Raw genomic sequence first — 18115 nt, 5'->3', positions numbered from 1 at the left:
CCTCCCGAGAACGGAAGCGATGCCACCATGGGCCAGTTGAAGAACCTCTCCACCACCGTCCGCCTCACCGTGGCGAACCCCTCTTCCGAGAACAAGTCCGCCTTCGGACCGGGCATCGCCAAGCTCTGCCTGGGCGTGCGCGAGATGGGCTCCCTCAACGCGGCCGCCAAGGGCATGCGCATGGCCTACAGCAAGGCCTGGCGCATCATCAAAGACACCGAGGAGACGCTCGACGTGCAGCTCCTTCTGCGCGACGGGGCTCACGGCTCCACGCTCACCGAGGACGGAAACCGCCTCCTCGATGCCTACCTGGCCATCGAGGAGCACCTCTCAGCCGAGGCCGATCGTCTCTTCAAGGAGATGACCCGCTAGACGGGCTCGATCTCTATGGTAAGCGAACTCCCCCGGGGCTGAAGCCCCTCGGAGCGCACGCGCAGACGCCAGCCAGGAACGCTCATCTCCTGGGCGGCGGGGGCGGCAGAACCGCCTTCGCCGCCCCCGCCAGCACGATCCCCCTCCCCGCCATCTACGGGCCAGGGCACCGCCGCTGCAGAGCGAGCGGCCTCGAGAGCCGGATCGCTGCCGAAACGGTACAGGCACCCGAAGCACGTATCCATGTCATCGAACAGGGTGCTCTCGCAAACTGGGCAGATTTTCATCGATGTCTCCTTCTCTTGGTTTCGTTCTTAACCGCTCCTCTGCCGCCCGACGTTTCCGGAGCGGCCTGAGTTCTTGCGAGAGCGGGCGCCCTCGGCTTTCTGCGTCGCGGAGCATCGGGGAGCAGGCACACATCGCCTCGGACGAACCAGGGCCCCGGCCGGGCAAAGCGCTCCACTACCGCCCAGGCTCGACCGCAACGCAGGCGCGCCCCCGGCAGCACGAGACGATGAACCGCTATCACCCGGCCCCTCCTGTCGAGAAAGGCAACGTCCAGAGGATGCCGCATCGTCAGCGTGTGCACATCGCGACAGCGCGGGAACACCATGACCGTAGAATCCGGCCTGCGTCCCGCCAATCCGCGCAACCGCAGAAGCGGGCTTGAAGCTACCACCCATCGGCCCTCGAACGGGGCCCGATCGCCATCCCTTACCGTGCAAAGGCGCGCAAACGCCGTTTTTGCGTCTCCCCTCATCCCATCGGCGCATTTACCTGAAGGACCACGCATAGCACGTCGCCCACCCATGTGCAGCTGAGTGCGAGCCATGAGCACCGCCCTCCTTCCTTGACTCCCGTCCATACTCCTTCTTGGCCGCTGGCTACCAGTGCCCACCCGCGTCCCTCCAGCTCGCCAACGAGGCGATCGGGCAGGCCGTCCCCCTCCTCAACGAAGGAGACCACCGACCAGTCGTCGTTGGCCCGCAGCTCCTCGCGACCGTCCACATCAACCACTTCCTCGGCGAACCAGTTGGGGGCCTCCCACGCCGCGCGCAGACCGACGTCGGGCTCAAGCTCCCCTGGCGCCCCGGGCAGCATGGCCTCCCCCATCGGTTGCCCCAAAGCCAGAGCGAGCAGGGGGGCCAGGACAAGCGCGAGGGCACACCCGAATCGACGGCGCCATGTCTTCCCGGCACCCATCAGAGCAGCACCCCCGGCCGATAGGCGTCCACCGTCAGATCGACTTCGTGGACGAGCCTCGGAAGCGAGACACCGAACACCTCGTCTTTAAGCCCCAGCCCGAAAAGCGTAGGGGCAAAGGAGAGACGTCCGCAATAGCGCTGATAGGAGCCTGCCCGCCCCTGAACCGTTACCTCGATTGCCAGGTTGGAAGTACCCAAAGCCCCCTCCAGCTCGCTTTCCACAAGAGCGGCCACCTCGGCCGGCCCCTGGCCCGCATCGGGCGACGGAGCATAGGCGCAGATGGCTTGACGGGCCAGCTGGTCAAAAGCCGCGCATGCCTCGAAAAACGACAGCGCGTTCACGACGATGACGGCGAGCACAATGGCCACGGGAAGGACGACAGCCAGCTCGACGGTAGCCTGACCCGCATCCCCGCGCTCCTTTCGCAGAACGTCCATAGCTCACTCCCATCTCTCGAGATACGTCGGAGCGCCGACGATGTTGCGCAGGGCTGCGAAAGCGCCATCGACAAGTCCGGTCGCTCCTTCGGCCAAGGTGGCGGGGAGGGTCACCGTCAACGGAACCGAGACCCCTGTCAGAGGAATCTCGACAACCGCAAGGGTGATCTCCAGGGAGGCCAAGCGCTGATAGGCCTCGTCGCTCACCCGCTCCGCTAGCAAACCGAGGGCATCGCTGGAGGCCTCGGGGCGCGCCAATGCCTGCTCGCGCAGAGAGAGGTACCGGGCTGACCAGTCGCCGCCGCCAGCGCGCGCCACGGCTTCCGTACCGGCAAGAACTGGCTTGAGGGGAGCCGTGTCGGCCGGCTCGAGGCCCACCGCCTCGAGCCCTTCGCGAAGGCCATTGGCGGCCCACTCTCCCAATCCCGTCGAGCCGGCGAGCGGTATGCCCGAAAGCACGGCCTCCACCCCGTTTTTCAACCCTTCGGTGCCGCTGCTATAGGCCTCCAGGACGCCGGCCCATCCGTCCAGCACCAAACCGCCGACGCCGGAGAGAGCAGAGCCCGACCCCGACAGATCGTCGAGCAAGTCGCCTATCACCGACGCCTCCTCGCCCTCGTCCCGGATGAGCGTCGCCGCCGACACCGCGGCCCGAGTGCCCAGCGTGCCCGAGGGCGCAAAAGCGCTCTCGAAGGCGGTCGGCTCCGACGTTCCCGTCGAGACGACGAAGGCGATGCACCCCGCCGCTCCGGGAGGATCCGCTTTAATGCGGAAGGCGCCCGCATCACCGAGCGCGGCCAGAACCTCGTTCAAAAGGCCCTCCGCCTTGCCCTTCGCCGCGCGACTCAACGGCTCAGCATCCGCTCTCGCCTTCTGGTAGTCGGCAGCAGCCTGGGCGACGGCGTCGTAGTGGTACTCGAACCCGTTGTCAATGGAGGTGGAGGCCGAGGCCACCGATCCTAAGGCGCTCGCTGTGAACTTGCAGGCAGGGCAGGTTTCGAAGGAACCGGACTCCCACTCCTCGGCCGACCCGTAATAGTCCACGAGCCCCGCCTCCGGGCAGCCGTCCCAGGCATGCATCACCGGCAGCTCTCCATCGACGGCCACCGGATAGACGGGCTCGGTATACAGCCGCGTGGCCCGCATCTGCTCGATGTTCCGCGGAAAGCGGGGGAACGACGCTGAGAAGCTGTCGGCCGTCTCGTGGACGAAGGCCTCGCGCAGCTCGCTTATGGCATAGGCGTAGAATCGCTTGCGCAGGGCGCTGCGGGCCTGCTCCTCGGCAGAGTCCGAGCCAGGACGCTCGCTCAGCAGCCTCTCGCGGTAATAGACTCGCGCCCGTTCGAGAGGCACGGAGAACGACCAACTGTCCACCGAGGCGAACAGAGGGTTATCGGCACCGCTCAGCCCTGCGAGGCGCCCCGCGCGCTCGTACATGCAATAGGACGGATTGTCGCCGCAGTCGCGGGCGAAACCCCGAGCCCGGGCTTCCTCGGCGGCACGCGCCGCCTCCTCGGCCCGGGACGCCGCCTCGGCAAGCTCGCCCTTGCCCGCTTCCACGGCCTCCTCCATGGACTCCTCGACCGCGCTCGCCCCTGACGCAATAGACGATCCCTCGCCGGGCAGCAGCAGGGCCATGGCCGCATAGCCGCTCCCCTCACCATTGGCCGCCGCCACCGCCGCACCGTTGGCCGCCGCGAGAAACGGCAGCGCCCGCTGCAGCGCCTCCAGCCCCTCGCAGGCCTTCTGGGAGAACGCGTCGCGCGCCTTGATCACTTTCTGACCGGCCGAAACGAGCTGGCTGCCCAACTCCGCCGCCGGCGGGACGCACAGGGCGACGACGCCGGCCCCGTACGCAATGTCACCCAGAAGCGTGAGTGACAGCACGGCGGCATCGGCCACGCGCACGGCCACCATGAACTCGGCCACGGGGTTTAAGGCCGCGCATGCGGCGGCATCGGCCACCTCCTGCACCTCGGCACCAGCGGCGTGGATGCGGTACACCTGAGCCGCTGAGAACAGCAGCGACAGAGTGACGAGCAGCGCCACGGCCATGCCGGCCGTCGTCGAGCCCTCCTCGTCGCGGAATATCGACTTATCCTTCATGGCGCCATTCACCTGCCTTTCCATTGACGCTCGCGCCATTCAATGATTCCTGAGCCCACGAGGCGCGCGTCGGCGCCGTCGCCGTCACCTCCACCACCAAGTTGCCCCGCTCGTTCACCATCCCGAGCAGCGTCGCCCCTCCATCCAGCAGGGGAAGCGGCCTCACCTCCGTCCGCACGGTCACCCGCGCGACATCCGCCGCACCGCCGCCCTCGCAACGCACCTCCCATGTGCAGCCGGAGTCATGCACATGGAAGACGTCGAGGGGCGGGATCGCCCCCAAGCGGCGGCGCACGTACTCCTCGCAGGTCGCCGCATCGCCGTCGCTCGTCGCCAGAAGCCGGCAGCCCTCGGCCGCCGCACCGGCCATGACCATGCGGTCGTACAGCACGATGCCCGGCTGTACGAGCAGAAGAACGAGCAAGAAAACCACCGGCAGGGCCACGGCGGCCTCCACCGTCGACTGGCCGCGCGCATCGCGGGCCCTCGCACCCATCCGCCCCATTGCCTCGCACCTCCTTAAAACACGAGCACATCGGCGATCCACGTGGCCGCCCCAGCGAGATGATGCGACGCCGAGGCGAGCCCGTGATCGACGAAAAGCCCTTGGGACAAGGCCCGCCAGAGCGCCGCCCCGGCAACAATCACGCATAGGAAAGCCACCGTGACGATGGCGTACTCCACCGTGCCCTGACCGCACTCGTTCCCTAAAGGCTGTTTATTCCCGAGGCGATGGCGTCCCAGAGCTCTTGCAGCTTTGGCCGGAACAGGGTGATGGCGATGATGGCAATGACCACGAGCACCCCGACGAGAATGGCGTACTCGGTCGTCCCCTGGCCGCGCGTGTCCACCAAGCGCGAGCGCACCGCGGCGCACCACGCGCGTGTGCGCCGATCGACCGCCTCCCGCGCACCCGCTACTTTTCCCACAACGGATTCGAGCCTCTTCATGTCGCACTTCCTTTCTCGTTCGTTTCATCTTCAAAAGCCCCCCGCCAATTCCAGGAGCACCGGCCCCAGCACGAGCATGAGCATGGCGGGCAGGATGAGCACGCCGGTGGGAACCATCATCTTCACCGGCGCCTTCGCCACCGCCTCCTGGCGACGCGCCTTGTATCCGCTGCGAGCCTCCCGCGCCGCGTCCTCCAAGTTGTCGGCCATAGTCGCGCCGAAGCGCAGGGAGCGCACAATGTTCTCGATCACCCGGGCGAGCAGCGGGGAGGCGTAGGAGTCGGCCACCTCGCGCAGCGCCTCCGGCCGCGATGCCAGGCCGCAGGCCCATTGGCGCTGGGCGCTTCGGAACGCATCGGCCAACTGCGTGCGGAAATACCCGGTGTACAAATCGAGGCTGCGGTCGAAGGACATTCCGCTGCGCATGCCGAGCGCCACCACGTCGAGCATCTCGGACAAGTCGCATTCCATGGCCTCGGCTCGCCGGCAACTTCGCCGCTTCACCGCCCAGGGCAACGCCCTCCACCCGGCGGCGGCGCCGATGACAGCGAGCAGAACCGCCAGCTCGGTCGTCGCCGTCAGCCCCACTGCACCGCCGAGAACCGCGCCGCCGAGCATCAGGCGCACTCGCGCCTCCCCATAGCCCGCAGGCGACAGCGCGCCGCCAAGACCGGCTGCGGCCAAGCGACGGTCAGGCAAGGGCCGCTCCCGTAGAGACGACGGCGACAGGAAGCGGAACAGCGGACTTCGGGCCCGCTGGGACAGCTCCACCGCATAGGCGACTATCCGCGCATCCACTCCTTCTTCCCCGACCGCTGCGGCACGGCCGGCCTGGAGCGCGGACGACCCTTCCACCACCGCCGCGCGATGACGGATGCGACGCCGCCATGCCCCGACGATGCGCGAGGCCATACCTCCGAGCAGCGCCGCCGAGCCGACCGCAACGACCGCCGCCGCTCCCTGCGCCCAACTTACATCCATCACGACCGCCTCCCGCCCGCGTCCAGCATCCGATGCACCAAGACGACGCCGGCCACCTGCATGACCAGAGCCGCCGCCAGAAGAGCCATACCCGCCATGCTCTCGAAGAACGGCGAGAGGAAACCGGGGCTCATAAGCGAGAACAGGGCGATAAGCACGAACGGCATCGCCGTGACGATGCGCGCCGACAGCTGGGCCTGGGCCGTCTGCACCTTGAGAGAGCGAGCGAGGTCGATCTCGCTTTCCACCGACTCCCGGGCCGCATCGAGCACCGCCGCAAGACTGCCGCCGCTCTGATGCTGCACGTCCAGGGCAACGGCCACGAAAGCGAGTTCCGGCACATCGGCCCGCTGACGAAACAGCGCCAGTGCCTCCGAGGCCGTGCCCCCCGTCTGAAGCACCAGGGCCGCCGAGAGGAACAACTCGCCCAAAGGACCCTTCATCTCCGAGCCCGTCTGTTCCAGCGTCTGCATGAGGGAGAGCCCCGCCCGAAAGCACACGCCCAACGAGCGCAGCGCATCGGGAATCTCGTCTCTCAAGGCGGCCTCGCGCCGTTCTGCATCGCTCTTCACCGCAGCGCAGAGCGCCACCAGGGCGCACCCCGCCACCGCCGCCCCGAATACCGGCGATGCGGCCACCACCCAGCAGGCGACAAGCAAGGCAAGGCAAACGCCCAGAACCAGCGAGAGCAAGGCGTCGGACGTCGAGGCATAGCCCCGCTGCTCCAAGGCCATCCGCGCCCACAGGACATAGCGCCGCACCGGCTCGCGGCGCAGGAGCGCCTCGGCGACCGGCCGCAAGCCCGACACCCCGTGGCGCAAGCGCCAAGCAAGCCCGGGGTGGGCGGCTCCCCGACCACCTTCGGCCGCAAGGGCCCAGGTACGGCGAAGGCGCTCGTGCCGGATCGTCGCAAGCCGCGCGACCAGATACCCCGCCGCCCCCGACGAGACTACGCCGACTGCCGCAAGTCCAACGACCGCATCCATGTCTTCACCTCCCGTCTGTCCGCCAGGCCCATGGGAGCCAGCCGGTCGACCCACTGCGGATAGTCCAGCCAAAAGCCCGCTTCCTGGCCCACTTCCCACCGGTACAGCGTGCGAACGACGCAGCGGCGGCGCCCGTGGTCGAAGGACACCTCGGCGATCTCGGAGATGCAGCGGGCGCCCCCAGGACGGCGCGCCGTCTGCACGATCAGATCTAAAGCGTTGCCGATCTGCGCCTCGATGGCATCGGGAGGCAGCTCCACGGCGAACCGCACCATGGTCACCAGGCGCTCCACCGCCTCGCGCGGGGCGTTGGCATGCAGCGTCGTCAGCGATCCGTCGTGGCCCGTGTTCATGGCCTGCAGCATGTCGATGGCCTCGTCGGAGCGGCATTCGCCCACGATGATGCGATCGGGCCTCATGCGCAGGGCGTTCACCACCAACTCCCGTATGGTCACCTCGCCGGTGCCTTCGGCGTTGGGCGCCCGGGCTTCCAAGCGCACCACGTGGGGGTGCTCGTCGAACTTCAATTCGGCGGCATCCTCGATGGTGATGACGCGCTCCTCGTGGGAGATATGGCAGGAAAGGGCGTTCAAGAGCGTCGTCTTGCCGCTGCCCGTGCCACCGGAAACCGCAATGGAACGGCGCGACCCCACAGCCCAAATGAGAAACTGCTCTACCGTCTCGTCGAACGAACCTCTCGCTTTCAGCTCGGCCAGCGTCATGACGCGCCGCGTGAAGGCGCGAATGGTGAGCAGCGGCCCATTGAGGGAGAGCGGCGGCAGCACCGCGTTGACGCGATGGCCCTGGGGCAAGCGGGCGCTGGCCATGGGCGACGATTCGTCGACCCGCCGGCCCAAAGGGCCTAAAATGCGATCGATGAGCGCCCGCACCTGCTCGTCGCTCTCGAAGCTCACGCTCGCTCGGGACAGGCGGCCGTCGCGCTCTATGTACACGCTGTCCGTTCCGTTGACCATGATCTCAGTCACCGTCTCGTCGGCAATCAGATCCTCCAGCGGCCCGAGCCCGAACACCGTGCTGATCAGGCCCTCCACCAAGTCGCGGAACACCGCGGGCGCAAGCGCCTTCCACGGATCTCGCGTCGAGAGCCTCCGGCAGGCGGCCCGGATCTCGTTGCGCGCCCGCTCCGGGCTGTCGACGGCGATGAGCGCGACCCTATCCAGGGGAACCAGCTCGCCCACGGCCATCCGCAAGGACTCGAGCCCCGTTGCCACGCGCTCATCGTCTTGCTGATCGCGGGCGTCTTCCGCCACGCGAACCCATTCCAGAAGAGACATTTCCTCACCTCCTTACGATGCGCCCTTGGCCAAGGCGGCCTCGCGACGGCTCGCGCGACCCTTGCGTTTGCGCTGTTTGCCCCGCAACCCCGCGTCTGCCTTGGGCGCCAAGCCGATGCGGGCGAGAGGAGCCTGCACCCCCGCACTTGCAGGACGAGAAGCCAAGGGCAGCAGCTCGTCGAGAACACCCTCGATGCTTATGCACAAAGGGCTCGAAGCCTCTACCAGGCTCTGCGCCATGCCCGCGCCGAGCAGCTCCTCCACTTCGCGACCGCCGTCGGCCAGCTCCGCTACATGGGCCCCATCCAACGCACTGGACACGTCGATGGACGTGAAGGGCGCATGACGCGTGCAGCGGTTCACGGCGAGCAGAAACGATCCCGTTGCAATGCCGCAGCGCAGGCACAAATCGAGGGCATGGCGGCAGGCACGTACCGAGGAGGCGCGCTGGTCGACGAGGAACAGGGAGGCGGCAGCCCGTTCCAGCAGAAGGAGATGCACGTCGTCCCAGCCGCCTCCCGTGTTCGCGATCACGAAATCGAAGGAGGCGACGAGGACGTCGACGACCGATCCCATGGAGGCCGCTACGACCTCCGAGCGCTCCAGGGCGCGCGGAGCGCTGACGAGCACCAGCGGCGCCCCACTCAGCTCATCGGGCACTGCTCCCGTTCTCGCAACTTCTTCAACCGGCACCGACGGAGCGTCTCCCATCAGGGCCGCGAGATCCCCAAACTGCAGATCAGCGTCGAGCAGCGCCGTGCGCAGGCCGCGCCGAGCCCCGAGAAGGGCCGCAAGGGTCGCCACCGTGCTCTTACCCGCACCACCGCTCCCGCTCACCACCGTCAGCAGAAAGCCCGCGCGATTCTCTTCCTGCGTTTTTGCCGTCGTGAGAGCTTGTCGGACGCCTTCGGAGTCGGGTAGCGCCAGCGCGACGGATTCCCCATCGCCCCTGTCGCCATCGATGTTGCGCGCAGCTTCTTTCAGCAAATACTCCCCCAGCTCCGCGGGGGACACGATGCCGTCCAGCTCGGCGGCCTGAGCCCGGGAGGCCACCGATCCCGTGCGATCCGCCGTCACAAGATAGACGGCCGTCTGCGGGCTGTCGCGCTTGCAAGCCGCCGCGAGATTGATGGGCTCCGCCCCTTCACAGCACGACACCCACACGAAATCGAAATGCTCCTCGTTGACGCACCGCCGAGCTGAGACCGCCTCGGCGCACACTTCCACAGCCAGCTCCTCCAGCACCGAAGAAAGCGAGGTTGTGCCGTCTTCCGCCATCGGCAGACTCTCGCCGTGGCCGCAGAGCAAGTAACGCTTGCGCTTCGTCATAGGTTCGCTCCTTCCCCCATCGCCCCATTCTCAGGCGCCGCTGGTTGCCCAGAAGCGGGAGGCGTCTCGGCAGCGGGGCCCTCCAAAGGCGCCTCCGCCGAAGCCGACGGCTCTGCCGCCTCCTGCCCCTGGGGCGCCGAATCGCGAACCCCCTCTCCCGTCGAACCGTCCGATGGCGTGCTGCCACCCAAAGCCGGCAGCGCGAAATAAAGTTCCAAGTTCTGCGCCGCCGCCACAACCTCCTGCACCCGCTCGGGCTCGACGGCCAGCGTGACCCACTCCGCCGTCGCCCCCGATTCGGACGCAGCGCTCGTGGCCAGAATCAGAGCGCCGCCCACCAGCTTGGTCGTGGACACGGGGCCCGTGGCGTACACGTCCACTTCCATACCCGGCTCCACCGAACCGCCCACGGCCTGCACGGGCCGCGCCGGCACGCTGATGGCGGCCATGCCCGCCGGCACCGCCAGTTCGGAGTCGGACATCTCGGTGCGCCGGGAGCAGAGGACTTCTCCCTTGATGACGTTCGAACCCAGACGTTTACCGATGATTTGGGAGGAATCAGTCACGGCAGTGTCGGGCAGAAGATCGGCCACCCACATCTTCGTGACGACGGCCGAGGCGTCCACCACCTCGCCCGCCGCCAAGTCGCGCTTGGCCACGCACACTTCCACCTGATCGCCCCCATAGCGCTCAAGCGCCTCGGCTCGGGCCGCGTCCACCTCCCCGCGCACGCTGGCCAAGTAGAGGGCCACGCACAACGCGCAGCACAGCCCGCAGGCCAGAGCACCCCATTTCGTCTTGTTGATTGCCATCGCTTCTCCTGACTTTCGGAAACGATGACATCATGCAAGATCACGACCGTAAAAATGACGCGGGAATGTCCCGTTTCGTTCCTCGCGCCGACCGTCATGGAGTCGCATCCTCGACCGCACTGGCGTCCCAAGGGCGAAGGGAAATGCCAGGGTAAACAAGAAAGCCCCAGGCAACCTGGGGCTTTCTGCTTCAATTCATGGTGGTCGCGGAGGGATTTGAACCCCCGACCTTGTGCTTGTAAGGCACCTGCGCTCCCGCTGCGCCACGCGACCGAACATATTACGCGCCTAAATGCGCGAGTCCGTATTGTGCCACAAGTTCCCCGCCGGAGCAAATGGAAAGCAGGGCGCCGAGACGATAGCGCATCCCACGTACCTCGCGGCACAGCGCCCACGGCGCAGCGTGCGGCGCGATCCCGGCACGGCGCCCACGGCGCTACCTCGGCACAGCGGCCGCGGCATTGCCGCCGGCGTCGTCGCTGGTCGCGCGCATCCGGCCCGCCACGAGCGCCGTAACGAAGATGGCCGCCGCGAACAGCAAGAGCACGTCGACCGCAAGCGCGACGCCTTCCGCCGCCGACCCCGTCGCATCGCCCACCGCCGCGCGCAGGCCCTCGCCGAGCCAGTACACCGGCGTGAAGGTGGCCACGACGCGCACCGCCTCGGGCATAAGATCCAGGCTGATCCACGTACCGCCTAGAAACGTCAGCACCATGCCGGTGATGTTGCCCACGGTGTTCGACACACTCTCGCCGCAGCCCAGCTGCCCCAGCAGAAACGCGATGGCCAGCGGGATGAGCACGAACACGAGCTCCACCGCCAGCACGCAGGCAAGATCGGCCGGTGCGAGGGTGAATGCGGAATAGCCGAATGCGACAAGGCCGATGCCCATGATAACGGCCCACACGAGAAGCGCCACGACGAGCCCCGCCGCCGCCTTCTGCAGCCCCAGACCCAAGCCCGAGGTGGAGGAGACGGCAACGCGCCGCCGCACGTCGGTGCGGTTGAAGGCCCCCATGAGAATGCCCACCGACACCACCACGGCCACCGTGAGCGGGTAGGCGCTCCACATAAGATAGAATACGAAGGCCTCGCTCCCCACCGCCACGCCCGGGACGGAAACCTCCTCGATGCGCGGCTCCTTCTGCGCGGAGGCCTCGGCCTGGGCCACCAGCACCTCCGGCGAGGAGTCCGGCTCGAGCACCGCCGCGGCCCGCACCAGCCCCAGATACTGGTTCACCTGGGTATCAACCAGCGTGGCCGCCATCGATTGGAAGCTGAACACCGTCTCAAGGCGCGGGCCGTCGCCGCCGTCGCGGGCCGCCGCCAGATAGCCCTCCTCGAACCCGGCGGGCACGATGAGCAGATAGTCCACCAAGCCCGTGGCCACGGCATCCTGGCAGGCCCGCGCCTCATCGGCCACCTCGACCGACGTTCCCCGCTCTTCGAGAAACGCCGCCACCGAGCGCGATAAGTCGCTTTGATCCCGATCGATCACCGCGAAGGGCACCTCGGCCGACTCGTAGCCCGCACTTGTCGCCGGCGGGTACACGCCGCTGGTGATAAACAGGCCCATGAGGCTCAAAAAGCCCACGTACACCAGCAGATAGATGGGATGCTTCGCCACCACTTCCAAGGCATATCTACAGGCTTGCATAGCGCTGCCTCCTCACGAACAGGGCCCCTACGGCGAACAGCGCGGCCGAGAACAGGCCGATGAGCGCCACGTTCCCCGCGAACACCTCCAGCCCGTCGTAGTAGTACAGGCTGTAGAACATGTCGCAGATGGCCTTCGCCGGGTTCAGCGAGGCCAGCACGGGGAATTCCCGCGAGACCATGTCGGCCAGCTCCATGCAGGGCTCGCCGTAGAGCCCCGTGAACAGCGAGAGCAGGCACACCACCCCGGTGAGAATGCCCGTCTTCGATCCCACATCCAACTTGGGGAGTGACCCGAGCGCCGTGCCCAGGGCGCAGGCGAGCAGCGATGCGGCGCCCAGTCCCGCCACGCACAGGCCCTCGCGGCCGGCGAAGTCGACCCCCACGACAAGACGCGTGTACAGAAACGCGATGAGCAGGCAGCAGAACGACAGCAGCCAGCAGGCCAGAAGCGTCGCCAGAAGCGTGCGCGTGCGCCCGATGGCCCCCAACGCCCGCCGCGCGCCCAACGGCGAGAGGTTCGGCTGGGTCCAGCAGACGGCCACCACGGCGATCTGGGCGCCGAACAGGGCCGCCATGGCGAACAGCGCGTAGTAGAAGCGCACCGACTCCTTGGGCGCGGCGTGGGTGAGCGAGACCTCCTCAGTCGCATCGACGCTCGAGAACAGCGCCTCCAGACGGCCCGGATCGGCGAAGGCCCCGGGGTTCTCGCGGGCGATGGATGTCATCAGGTCGGCGTCGCGCACGTAGGTGCCCACCACCGATTCCAGGATGCTGCGATCGATAGCATCCATATCTGTCGTCTGGCCGATCTGCAGCCCCGGCGCCAGGGACAGCACCGGCTCGCCGTCCTCGTCGACGGAGAACACCCCCATCACCTCGCCGTCGACGAGGGCCGATGCGGCCGCCTCCCCATCGGCGAAGCGGCACACGTCCAGCAACTGATCGTCGCCCCTTTCCCCCAGCGCCTCCGCCACCGCCGAAAACGGCGACGTGTCCCACGCCTCATCGGCCACCACGCCGGTGGGCACGGGGTCGAACTCCATGGCGCCGTCCAAGTTCGCGAACATGAACATGAAGATGGTCGCCATGAGGATGGGGAAGGCCAAAGACCAGATGAACAGGCTCTTCTCGCGAACGAGCGCCCGCAACGTGCTTGCGAACAACGTGCCCATAGCCCGCTCCTAATCCCTCAGCTCTTTACCGGTGATCTCGAGGAACACATCGTTTAAGGTGGGCGGCTCGGCATAGACGCGGCCCACGGCGCACCCCGCGTCCGCAAGCACGCCCAGCACGTCGCCCACGTTGTGGCCGCCCTGCTCGCACTGCACGACCAGCTCCGGCTCGGTGTAGGTCACGCGCCGCACATGGGGCAGCGAGGCCAGGCGCCCGCGCACGGCATCACCAAGCGCCGCCACCTCCACGATGATGCGCTCGCCGGCCCCCACTAGGGCCTTCAGCTCGACATTGGTGCCCACGGCCACCGACCGGCCGCGATCCATGATCATGATGCGCGAGCAGATCTCCTCCACCTCTTCCATATAGTGGCTCGTGTACACCACGGTGCAGCCCTGCGCGTTCATGCGGCGGATGCCCTCCAGAATGGCGTTGCGGCTCTGCGGATCCACCGCCACCGTCGGCTCGTCGAAGAAGGCGAGCCGGGGCCTGTGGGCGATGCCGCAGGCGATGTTGAGCCGCCGCAGAAGGCCGCCGGAGAGCTTGCGCGGGCGGAACTTCACGTAGTCCTCGAGGCCCACGAACGCGATGGCCTCGTCCACGAGCCGCGCCCGCTCGCGCCGATCGTCCACGTACAGGGCACAGAAGAAGTCGATGTTCTCCCGCACCGTGAGCTCTTCGAACAGCGCCACGTTCTGCGGCACCACGCCGATCTTGCGCTTCAGGTCGTAGCGCGTGGGCGTCATGGGCTCGCCGAACAGGCAGATGTCGCCCTTGTCGAAGGTGAGCAGCTGCAATATGCAATTGATGGCCGTCGTCTTGCCCGAACCGTTCGGGCCCAAAAGCCCGAAGATCTCGCCGGGCTCGATGCGCAAATCGAAGTGGTCGAGCGCCACCACGTCTCCGTAGCGCTTCACCAAGTTGCGCACCTCGACGATGGGCGCCGACATAGCGCCGGCCCGTGCGCTATCGTCTCTCGCGCAGTCGCCCTGCGCGCCATCCTGCGTGCCATCGATCCTCAGCGCGCCGGTCCGCGCGCTGCCGTTCGTAAGCTCGCCGTCCATGAGCGCTCCTTCCCCTATCGGTCATGGCCCCATTATTCCAAGAACCGCCGCGCCGCAGAAGTGCCAAATGTCACGAATGTCGACGTGCCCCTTGCTTCGCGAACGTGCGCCTTATAATGGCCCCATGGACAGAATTGTTGACGAGATCGTTCTCTTCGGGCTGGGGCTTCCCCTCCTTCTGCTCGCTCCCGCTGCCCCCGCAGCCGTAGCGGCGCCGCTTCTCACCCTCATCGCCACGGGCGCGCTCGAACTGCTCGATCGCGGCGAAGGCGGTGCGCAGCGCCAGGCCCCTGCCAGCGCCGCAAGCCCCGTCCGCGCCGCGCGCTTCATCCGCGTCGCACGTCCCGTCATCGCCGCCGCCTACCTCATCGCCGCACTTGCCGCGCCGGCCCTCGCCGCCTTCGTGCCGCTTCTGGCCTACGCCGCCGTGGCGCAGAACCTCGGCCCCCTGCGCTTTCTATGGCCCGCGGCCCTCCTGGGCGCCGCAGTGTCCGGAAGCGGCGCGCTGGCGGCAGCCGCCCTTCTGCTGGGAGCGCTCGCCTGCCTGGCCGCCCGGCGCACGACCAAAGTTCAAACCGAGCGCGCCTCGCTCCGCCAATGGCGCGACGCCGTGCAGGAAGACCGCCTCGCCCTGGCCGAGCGCACTCGCGACCTCGCCGAGCGGCAAGATTTGGAAGTGAGCTGCGCGGTGCTGGCCGAGCGAGCCCGCATCGCGCGGGAGATCCACGACAACGTCGGCCACCTGCTCACCCGCTCGGTGCTGCAAATGGAGGCGCTCGCCGTCACGCACGAGGACGATCCGGCGCTCGCCAAAGAGCTGGCGGCGGTCGGCGCCACCCTCCACGAGGCCCTCGGCACCGTGCGGGCCAGCGTGCACGACCTGCACGACGAGGCCTTCGATCCACAGACCACCTTGGCCGAGCTGATCGGGGAATTCCCGGGAATTGCCGGCACGCTCGCCTTCGAGGCCGAAAGCCTTCCGCGCCCTGTCGCCCTTGCCGTCGTGGCTATCGTGCGCGAGGCGCTCGCGAACGCCCGCACGCACGGGCGCGCCACGAGCGTCGCCGTCTCCCTCCTCGAGTTCCCCGGCTTCTATCAGCTCGCCATCGAGGACAACGGGCGCGCGGCGAACCTGGTTGGCGAGGGCGGCCTCGGTCTCGCCTCGATGGAAGAGCGCGCGACGGCCTTGGGCGGCACCTTCTCGTTCGAACCGTTGCCCCCACCGCGCACCGGCTCCCGCGTCTTCGCCACCTTCCCCAAAACCCAGGAGGTTCGCCCATGAGCGCCCCATCTCCCCTCTCCGTCGTCATCGTGGACGACGACGAGTTCGTGGCCCAATCGCTGCGCACGATACTGGAGGCGCGCGGTAGCGTGCGCGTGGCGGGCCTCGGCACGAAGGGGGCCGAGGCGGCGGCGCTTTTCAACGAGCACCACCCCGACATCATGCTCCTCGACATCCGCATGCCCGATCTGTCGGGTCTGGCCGCCGGCGAGGCCATCCTCGCCGCCCACCCGAAGGCGCGCATCGTTTTCCTCACCACCTTCGCCGACGACGACTACATCGTGCGCGCGCTGGCGATCGGGGCCCGCGGCTACCTCATCAAGCAGGAAGCTCGTGGTCTGGCCGAAGCGCTGCATTCCGTCATGGAAGGCCAAATTGTCCTGGGATCCGATGTCACCGACCGCGTGAGTGCGCTCATCGGGCAACGGCCAGCGAACGGCGCCGGAGCCGCCTTCGACGACTCTCTGTCGCACCCCGATAACAGCCAGGCCGCCCCCGCCTTCGCCGAGGGGCTCACACAGCGCGAGCGCGATATCGCCGAGCTCATCGCCGAGGGGCTCGACAACCGCGAGATCGCGCAGGCGCTGTACCTGTCCGAGGGCACCGTGCGCAACCACATCTCGGCCATCCTGCAGAAGTGCGGCCTGAGAAACCGTACCCAGATCGCCATCGCCTGGTGGCGGTAGGTCGCAGCGTCATCCGCTCCCCACCGCCCGCGACGTTCCCCGGCGCCCTCATCGTCCGCAAGACCGCATGGTGCGCCGCTGCAATTTCATGCAAGAAATCTACGGGCAAATGGCTATCATCTCTCCCTGTTATGGAAATGCCCCGCGCCCCACATACCCAACAGCCCCGCTCATCCCGACATCACGAGACCGTGCGCTGCGGCCGGCCTGGACAAGTACCGCGCCCTGCGGTCGTTCACCGCCGCTTTCGGCCTCACGCCCATGCGCTACCTTGCCTCGCTGCGGGTGGAAGCGGCCCGCGAGGCGCTCGCCGCCGGGGCCAGCTGCGCCGACGCCGCCTGGGCGGCAGGCTTCTCCGACCAGGCTCATCTGACCCGCGCCTTCAAGGAGCGTCTCGGCATGACGCCCGGCTTCTACCAGCGCGCCATCGCCGGAGCCGATCCTGCGGACGCGCTTGCTTCGTCGCCAGAGCAGGTGCGCCCATGAAAGCGCACGCGCTCGCCCTGTTCACCATCCTCGTTTGGAGCACCACCTTCGTCGCCGCCCTCGTGTGGTCGGTCTACTCCACCCTCGTCGATCGCATCGCCGACGCGGGCTACGAAACGCTGGCCGCCACCAAGCGCATCTTCGCGTGGGGCCTTTTGTTCATGATGCCGGCCGTTCCCTTTGCAGGGGCCTTCCCCGCACTGGGCCTGGTCGACCCCCTCGTCGTTGCGAACCTGCTCTTCTTGGGGCTCGGCGCCTCAGCTGCCTGCTTCGCCACCTGGAACTTCGCCGTGAAGCATCTCGGCGCCGTCGTCACGAGCACCTACATCTACCTGGTACCGGCGCTCACGGGCGCCGCCTCAGCCCTCGTGCTCGGCGAGCCGATGACGCCTCCCATCGTCGGCGGCGTCGCCCTCACCATCGCCGGCCTCATGCTTTCGAACCGCAAAGGCTCTCGCCGAGGGCAACGCCGCGGCCACGCCTCGCCCTCCTCTTCGTAGACGTAGTACAATGGCCGGAGCGTCAAGGGATCGCTGCTCGCACCAGCAGCATGGCCCTCACGCACCACCATCGCCATGTCGAAGAAAGGACCCCCGTGGCCGCTATTCCCGATCCCGTCCAAACCGCCTACGAGGCGGCCGCCGCCCAGCGCACCCTGTCGCTGCCGACCATTCCGGAAGAGCTGCGCGCCCTGGAGGCCGACGATCTGCGCGGCGGGGCAGAGGAACCGCTGGAGGCCATCGACGCGAGCGGCCTCATCATCGCCGACGAGAATTTCTCGGAGCTGCAGGCGGCCCACGCCCGGTTCGCGAATTGCTTCCTCTCCTGCTGCGACTTTTCCGGCTCGCTGTTTACCGATACGGTATTCGAGGGATGCGACTTCGCCAACAGCTACTTCGATAGCGCCGGATTCACCCGCTGCACCTTCAAGAACTGCAAGCTCACAGGCGCGTCGTTTATGGAAGCGAACCTGGAGCACGTGGCCCTTGAAGACTGCACGCTGGACTTCGGCGCCTTCAACCGTTGCCGTTTCTGGGCCGTATCGGCCACGCGCTGCGATTTCTCCGGTGCCGACATGGCCGAGATGGAGCTGCACTACGTGACGCTGGACGACGACCGCTTCATCGGCACGAGCTTCTTCCGCACGCCCCTGCTCGGGCTCGATTTCTCCACCTGTCAGCTGGAGGGCGTGGCGCTCTCCGACACCATGGCGGAAATCTACGGCACGAAGATGAACGTCTATCAGGCCGCAGCCTTAGCCCGCCGCCTCGGCGTCATCGTGGCGGAGTAG

General features: G+C 67.5%; 22 protein-coding genes and 1 tRNA gene. 6 read left to right on the top strand and 17 right to left on the bottom strand.

Annotated features, from left to right (window positions below; all coding sequences use genetic code 11):
• Positions 1 to 27: 27 nt before the first annotated feature.
• The gene (locus GO707_RS05305; RefSeq protein ID WP_022740658.1) at positions 28 to 372 is read left to right on the top strand and encodes a winged helix-turn-helix domain-containing protein; all 345 of its coding nucleotides are present in this window, start codon (positions 28 to 30) and stop codon (positions 370 to 372) included.
• Here GO707_RS05305 and GO707_RS05300 read toward each other — a convergent pair.
• The 17 genes from GO707_RS05300 to GO707_RS05220 all read right to left on the bottom strand — a co-directional run bounded on the left by GO707_RS05300 (position 369) and on the right by GO707_RS05220 (position 14370).
• Complete coding sequence (locus GO707_RS05300) at positions 369 to 659, bottom strand: hypothetical protein (RefSeq protein WP_114539461.1); 291 nt, start codon at positions 657 to 659, stop codon at positions 369 to 371. The two genes, GO707_RS05305 and GO707_RS05300, sit on opposite strands and share 4 nt — an antisense overlap.
• The gene (locus GO707_RS05295) at positions 656 to 1132 is read right to left on the bottom strand and encodes a DUF192 domain-containing protein (protein WP_084280629.1); all 477 of its coding nucleotides are present in this window, start codon (positions 1130 to 1132) and stop codon (positions 656 to 658) included. The genes GO707_RS05300 and GO707_RS05295 overlap by 4 nt, the downstream gene beginning before the upstream one ends.
• Positions 1129 to 1575 carry a hypothetical protein gene (locus GO707_RS05290; protein ID WP_114539462.1) on the bottom strand — a complete coding sequence of 149 codons (447 nt, stop codon included), beginning with the start codon at positions 1573 to 1575 and terminating at the stop codon, positions 1129 to 1131. Before GO707_RS05290 ends, GO707_RS05295 begins: the two co-directional genes overlap by 4 nt.
• Positions 1575 to 2015 carry a hypothetical protein gene (locus GO707_RS05285; protein WP_022740661.1) on the bottom strand — a complete coding sequence of 147 codons (441 nt, stop codon included), beginning with the start codon at positions 2013 to 2015 and terminating at the stop codon, positions 1575 to 1577. Before GO707_RS05285 ends, GO707_RS05290 begins: the two co-directional genes overlap by 1 nt.
• Before the next feature lie 3 nt (positions 2016 to 2018).
• Positions 2019 to 4121, bottom strand: coding sequence for a molybdenum cofactor biosynthesis enzyme (locus GO707_RS05280; RefSeq protein WP_114539463.1), 2103 nt, complete (start codon positions 4119 to 4121; stop codon positions 2019 to 2021).
• Entirely contained in the window at positions 4111 to 4626 is a 516-nt protein-coding gene (locus GO707_RS05275; RefSeq protein WP_232325605.1) for a TadE/TadG family type IV pilus assembly protein, read from the bottom strand. The genes GO707_RS05280 and GO707_RS05275 overlap by 11 nt, the downstream gene beginning before the upstream one ends.
• Positions 4627 to 4640: 14 nt before the next feature.
• Positions 4641 to 4805, bottom strand: coding sequence for a hypothetical protein (locus tag GO707_RS05270; RefSeq protein WP_241520668.1), 165 nt, complete (start codon positions 4803 to 4805; stop codon positions 4641 to 4643).
• A 23-nt stretch (positions 4806 to 4828) separates the two neighbouring features.
• Positions 4829 to 5071, bottom strand: coding sequence for a class III signal peptide-containing protein (locus GO707_RS12290; RefSeq protein ID WP_222705434.1), 243 nt, complete (start codon positions 5069 to 5071; stop codon positions 4829 to 4831).
• A gap of 30 nt (positions 5072 to 5101) precedes the next feature.
• Positions 5102 to 6052 carry a type II secretion system F family protein gene (locus GO707_RS05260; protein WP_232325621.1) on the bottom strand — a complete coding sequence of 317 codons (951 nt, stop codon included), beginning with the start codon at positions 6050 to 6052 and terminating at the stop codon, positions 5102 to 5104.
• On the bottom strand, positions 6052 to 7038 hold the full coding sequence (locus tag GO707_RS05255) for a type II secretion system F family protein (RefSeq protein ID WP_157012424.1): 987 nt from the start codon (positions 7036 to 7038) through the stop codon (positions 6052 to 6054). The genes GO707_RS05260 and GO707_RS05255 overlap by 1 nt, the downstream gene beginning before the upstream one ends.
• Positions 7002 to 8333, bottom strand: coding sequence for a CpaF family protein (locus tag GO707_RS05250; RefSeq protein ID WP_114539466.1), 1332 nt, complete (start codon positions 8331 to 8333; stop codon positions 7002 to 7004). Before GO707_RS05250 ends, GO707_RS05255 begins: the two co-directional genes overlap by 37 nt.
• A gap of 12 nt (positions 8334 to 8345) precedes the next feature.
• Positions 8346 to 9662 (bottom strand): CpaE/TadZ family protein, encoded by a 1317-nt coding sequence (locus GO707_RS05245; RefSeq protein ID WP_114539467.1) that lies wholly within the window; start codon positions 9660 to 9662, stop codon positions 8346 to 8348.
• Positions 9659 to 10474, bottom strand: a complete 816-nt coding sequence (cpaB, locus tag GO707_RS05240) for a Flp pilus assembly protein CpaB (RefSeq protein WP_114539468.1) — start codon at positions 10472 to 10474, stop codon at positions 9659 to 9661. Before cpaB ends, GO707_RS05245 begins: the two co-directional genes overlap by 4 nt.
• Positions 10475 to 10672: 198 nt before the next feature.
• A tRNA-Val gene (locus GO707_RS05235) sits at positions 10673 to 10747 on the bottom strand.
• 163 nt (positions 10748 to 10910) lie between these two features.
• Positions 10911 to 12131 (bottom strand): ABC transporter permease, encoded by a 1221-nt coding sequence (locus GO707_RS05230; RefSeq protein WP_114539469.1) that lies wholly within the window; start codon positions 12129 to 12131, stop codon positions 10911 to 10913.
• A complete protein-coding gene (locus tag GO707_RS05225; protein WP_114539470.1) occupies positions 12118 to 13305 on the bottom strand; it encodes an ABC transporter permease in 1188 nt (395 codons plus the stop codon). The genes GO707_RS05230 and GO707_RS05225 overlap by 14 nt, the downstream gene beginning before the upstream one ends.
• A 9-nt stretch (positions 13306 to 13314) precedes the next feature.
• Complete coding sequence (locus GO707_RS05220; protein WP_347231199.1) at positions 13315 to 14370, bottom strand: ABC transporter ATP-binding protein; 1056 nt, start codon at positions 14368 to 14370, stop codon at positions 13315 to 13317.
• A 124-nt stretch (positions 14371 to 14494) separates the two neighbouring features.
• Between GO707_RS05220 and GO707_RS05215 the strand changes: the two genes are divergently transcribed.
• The 5 genes from GO707_RS05215 to GO707_RS05195 all read left to right on the top strand — a co-directional run bounded on the left by GO707_RS05215 (position 14495) and on the right by GO707_RS05195 (position 18115).
• Positions 14495 to 15652, top strand: coding sequence for a sensor histidine kinase (locus tag GO707_RS05215; protein WP_114548846.1), 1158 nt, complete (start codon positions 14495 to 14497; stop codon positions 15650 to 15652).
• Positions 15649 to 16338, top strand: coding sequence for a response regulator (locus GO707_RS05210; protein WP_114548847.1), 690 nt, complete (start codon positions 15649 to 15651; stop codon positions 16336 to 16338). The genes GO707_RS05215 and GO707_RS05210 overlap by 4 nt, the downstream gene beginning before the upstream one ends.
• A gap of 78 nt (positions 16339 to 16416) precedes the next feature.
• Positions 16417 to 16824, top strand: coding sequence for a helix-turn-helix domain-containing protein (locus tag GO707_RS12285; RefSeq protein WP_114548848.1), 408 nt, complete (start codon positions 16417 to 16419; stop codon positions 16822 to 16824).
• A complete protein-coding gene (locus GO707_RS05200; protein WP_157012423.1) occupies positions 16821 to 17324 on the top strand; it encodes a DMT family transporter in 504 nt (167 codons plus the stop codon). The genes GO707_RS12285 and GO707_RS05200 overlap by 4 nt, the downstream gene beginning before the upstream one ends.
• Positions 17325 to 17419: 95 nt before the next feature.
• Entirely contained in the window at positions 17420 to 18115 is a 696-nt protein-coding gene (locus GO707_RS05195) for a pentapeptide repeat-containing protein (RefSeq protein ID WP_181815537.1), read from the top strand.

Source organism: Adlercreutzia rubneri, assembly GCF_009755265.1.
In the GTDB taxonomy this organism is placed as follows: domain Bacteria; phylum Actinomycetota; class Coriobacteriia; order Coriobacteriales; family Eggerthellaceae; genus Adlercreutzia; species Adlercreutzia rubneri.
The sequence above is the reverse complement of the archived record's forward strand: the minus strand, read 5'-3'. Positions and strand labels throughout refer to the sequence as shown.

Bases quoted from the DNA above. Each gene is read 5' to 3' on its own strand.
- GO707_RS05260 (WP_232325621.1), bottom strand. From the start codon at position 6,052: ATGGATGTAAGTTGGGCGCAGGGAGCGGCGGCGGTCGTTGCGGTCGGC.
- GO707_RS05215 (WP_114548846.1), top strand. From the start codon at position 14,495: ATGGACAGAATTGTTGACGAGATCGTTCTCTTCGGGCTGGGGCTTCCC.
- GO707_RS05305 (WP_022740658.1), top strand. From the start codon at position 28: ATGGGCCAGTTGAAGAACCTCTCCACCACCGTCCGCCTCACCGTGGCG.
- GO707_RS05280 (WP_114539463.1), bottom strand. From the start codon at position 4,121: ATGAAGGATAAGTCGATATTCCGCGACGAGGAGGGCTCGACGACGGCC.
- GO707_RS05210 (WP_114548847.1), top strand. From the start codon at position 15,649: ATGAGCGCCCCATCTCCCCTCTCCGTCGTCATCGTGGACGACGACGAG.
- GO707_RS05230 (WP_114539469.1), bottom strand. From the start codon at position 12,131: ATGCAAGCCTGTAGATATGCCTTGGAAGTGGTGGCGAAGCATCCCATC.
- GO707_RS05250 (WP_114539466.1), bottom strand. From the start codon at position 8,333: ATGTCTCTTCTGGAATGGGTTCGCGTGGCGGAAGACGCCCGCGATCAG.
- GO707_RS05290 (WP_114539462.1), bottom strand. From the start codon at position 1,575: ATGGGTGCCGGGAAGACATGGCGCCGTCGATTCGGGTGTGCCCTCGCG.
- cpaB (WP_114539468.1), bottom strand. From the start codon at position 10,474: ATGGCAATCAACAAGACGAAATGGGGTGCTCTGGCCTGCGGGCTGTGC.
- GO707_RS12290 (WP_222705434.1), bottom strand. From the start codon at position 5,071: ATGAAGAGGCTCGAATCCGTTGTGGGAAAAGTAGCGGGTGCGCGGGAG.
- GO707_RS05300 (WP_114539461.1), bottom strand. From the start codon at position 659: ATGAAAATCTGCCCAGTTTGCGAGAGCACCCTGTTCGATGACATGGAT.
- GO707_RS05275 (WP_232325605.1), bottom strand. From the start codon at position 4,626: ATGGGGCGGATGGGTGCGAGGGCCCGCGATGCGCGCGGCCAGTCGACG.
- GO707_RS05295 (WP_084280629.1), bottom strand. From the start codon at position 1,132: ATGAGGGGAGACGCAAAAACGGCGTTTGCGCGCCTTTGCACGGTAAGG.
- GO707_RS05200 (WP_157012423.1), top strand. From the start codon at position 16,821: ATGAAAGCGCACGCGCTCGCCCTGTTCACCATCCTCGTTTGGAGCACC.
- GO707_RS05220 (WP_347231199.1), bottom strand. From the start codon at position 14,370: ATGGACGGCGAGCTTACGAACGGCAGCGCGCGGACCGGCGCGCTGAGG.
- GO707_RS05225 (WP_114539470.1), bottom strand. From the start codon at position 13,305: ATGGGCACGTTGTTCGCAAGCACGTTGCGGGCGCTCGTTCGCGAGAAG.
- GO707_RS05255 (WP_157012424.1), bottom strand. From the start codon at position 7,038: ATGGATGCGGTCGTTGGACTTGCGGCAGTCGGCGTAGTCTCGTCGGGG.
- GO707_RS05285 (WP_022740661.1), bottom strand. From the start codon at position 2,015: ATGGACGTTCTGCGAAAGGAGCGCGGGGATGCGGGTCAGGCTACCGTC.
- GO707_RS05245 (WP_114539467.1), bottom strand. From the start codon at position 9,662: ATGACGAAGCGCAAGCGTTACTTGCTCTGCGGCCACGGCGAGAGTCTG.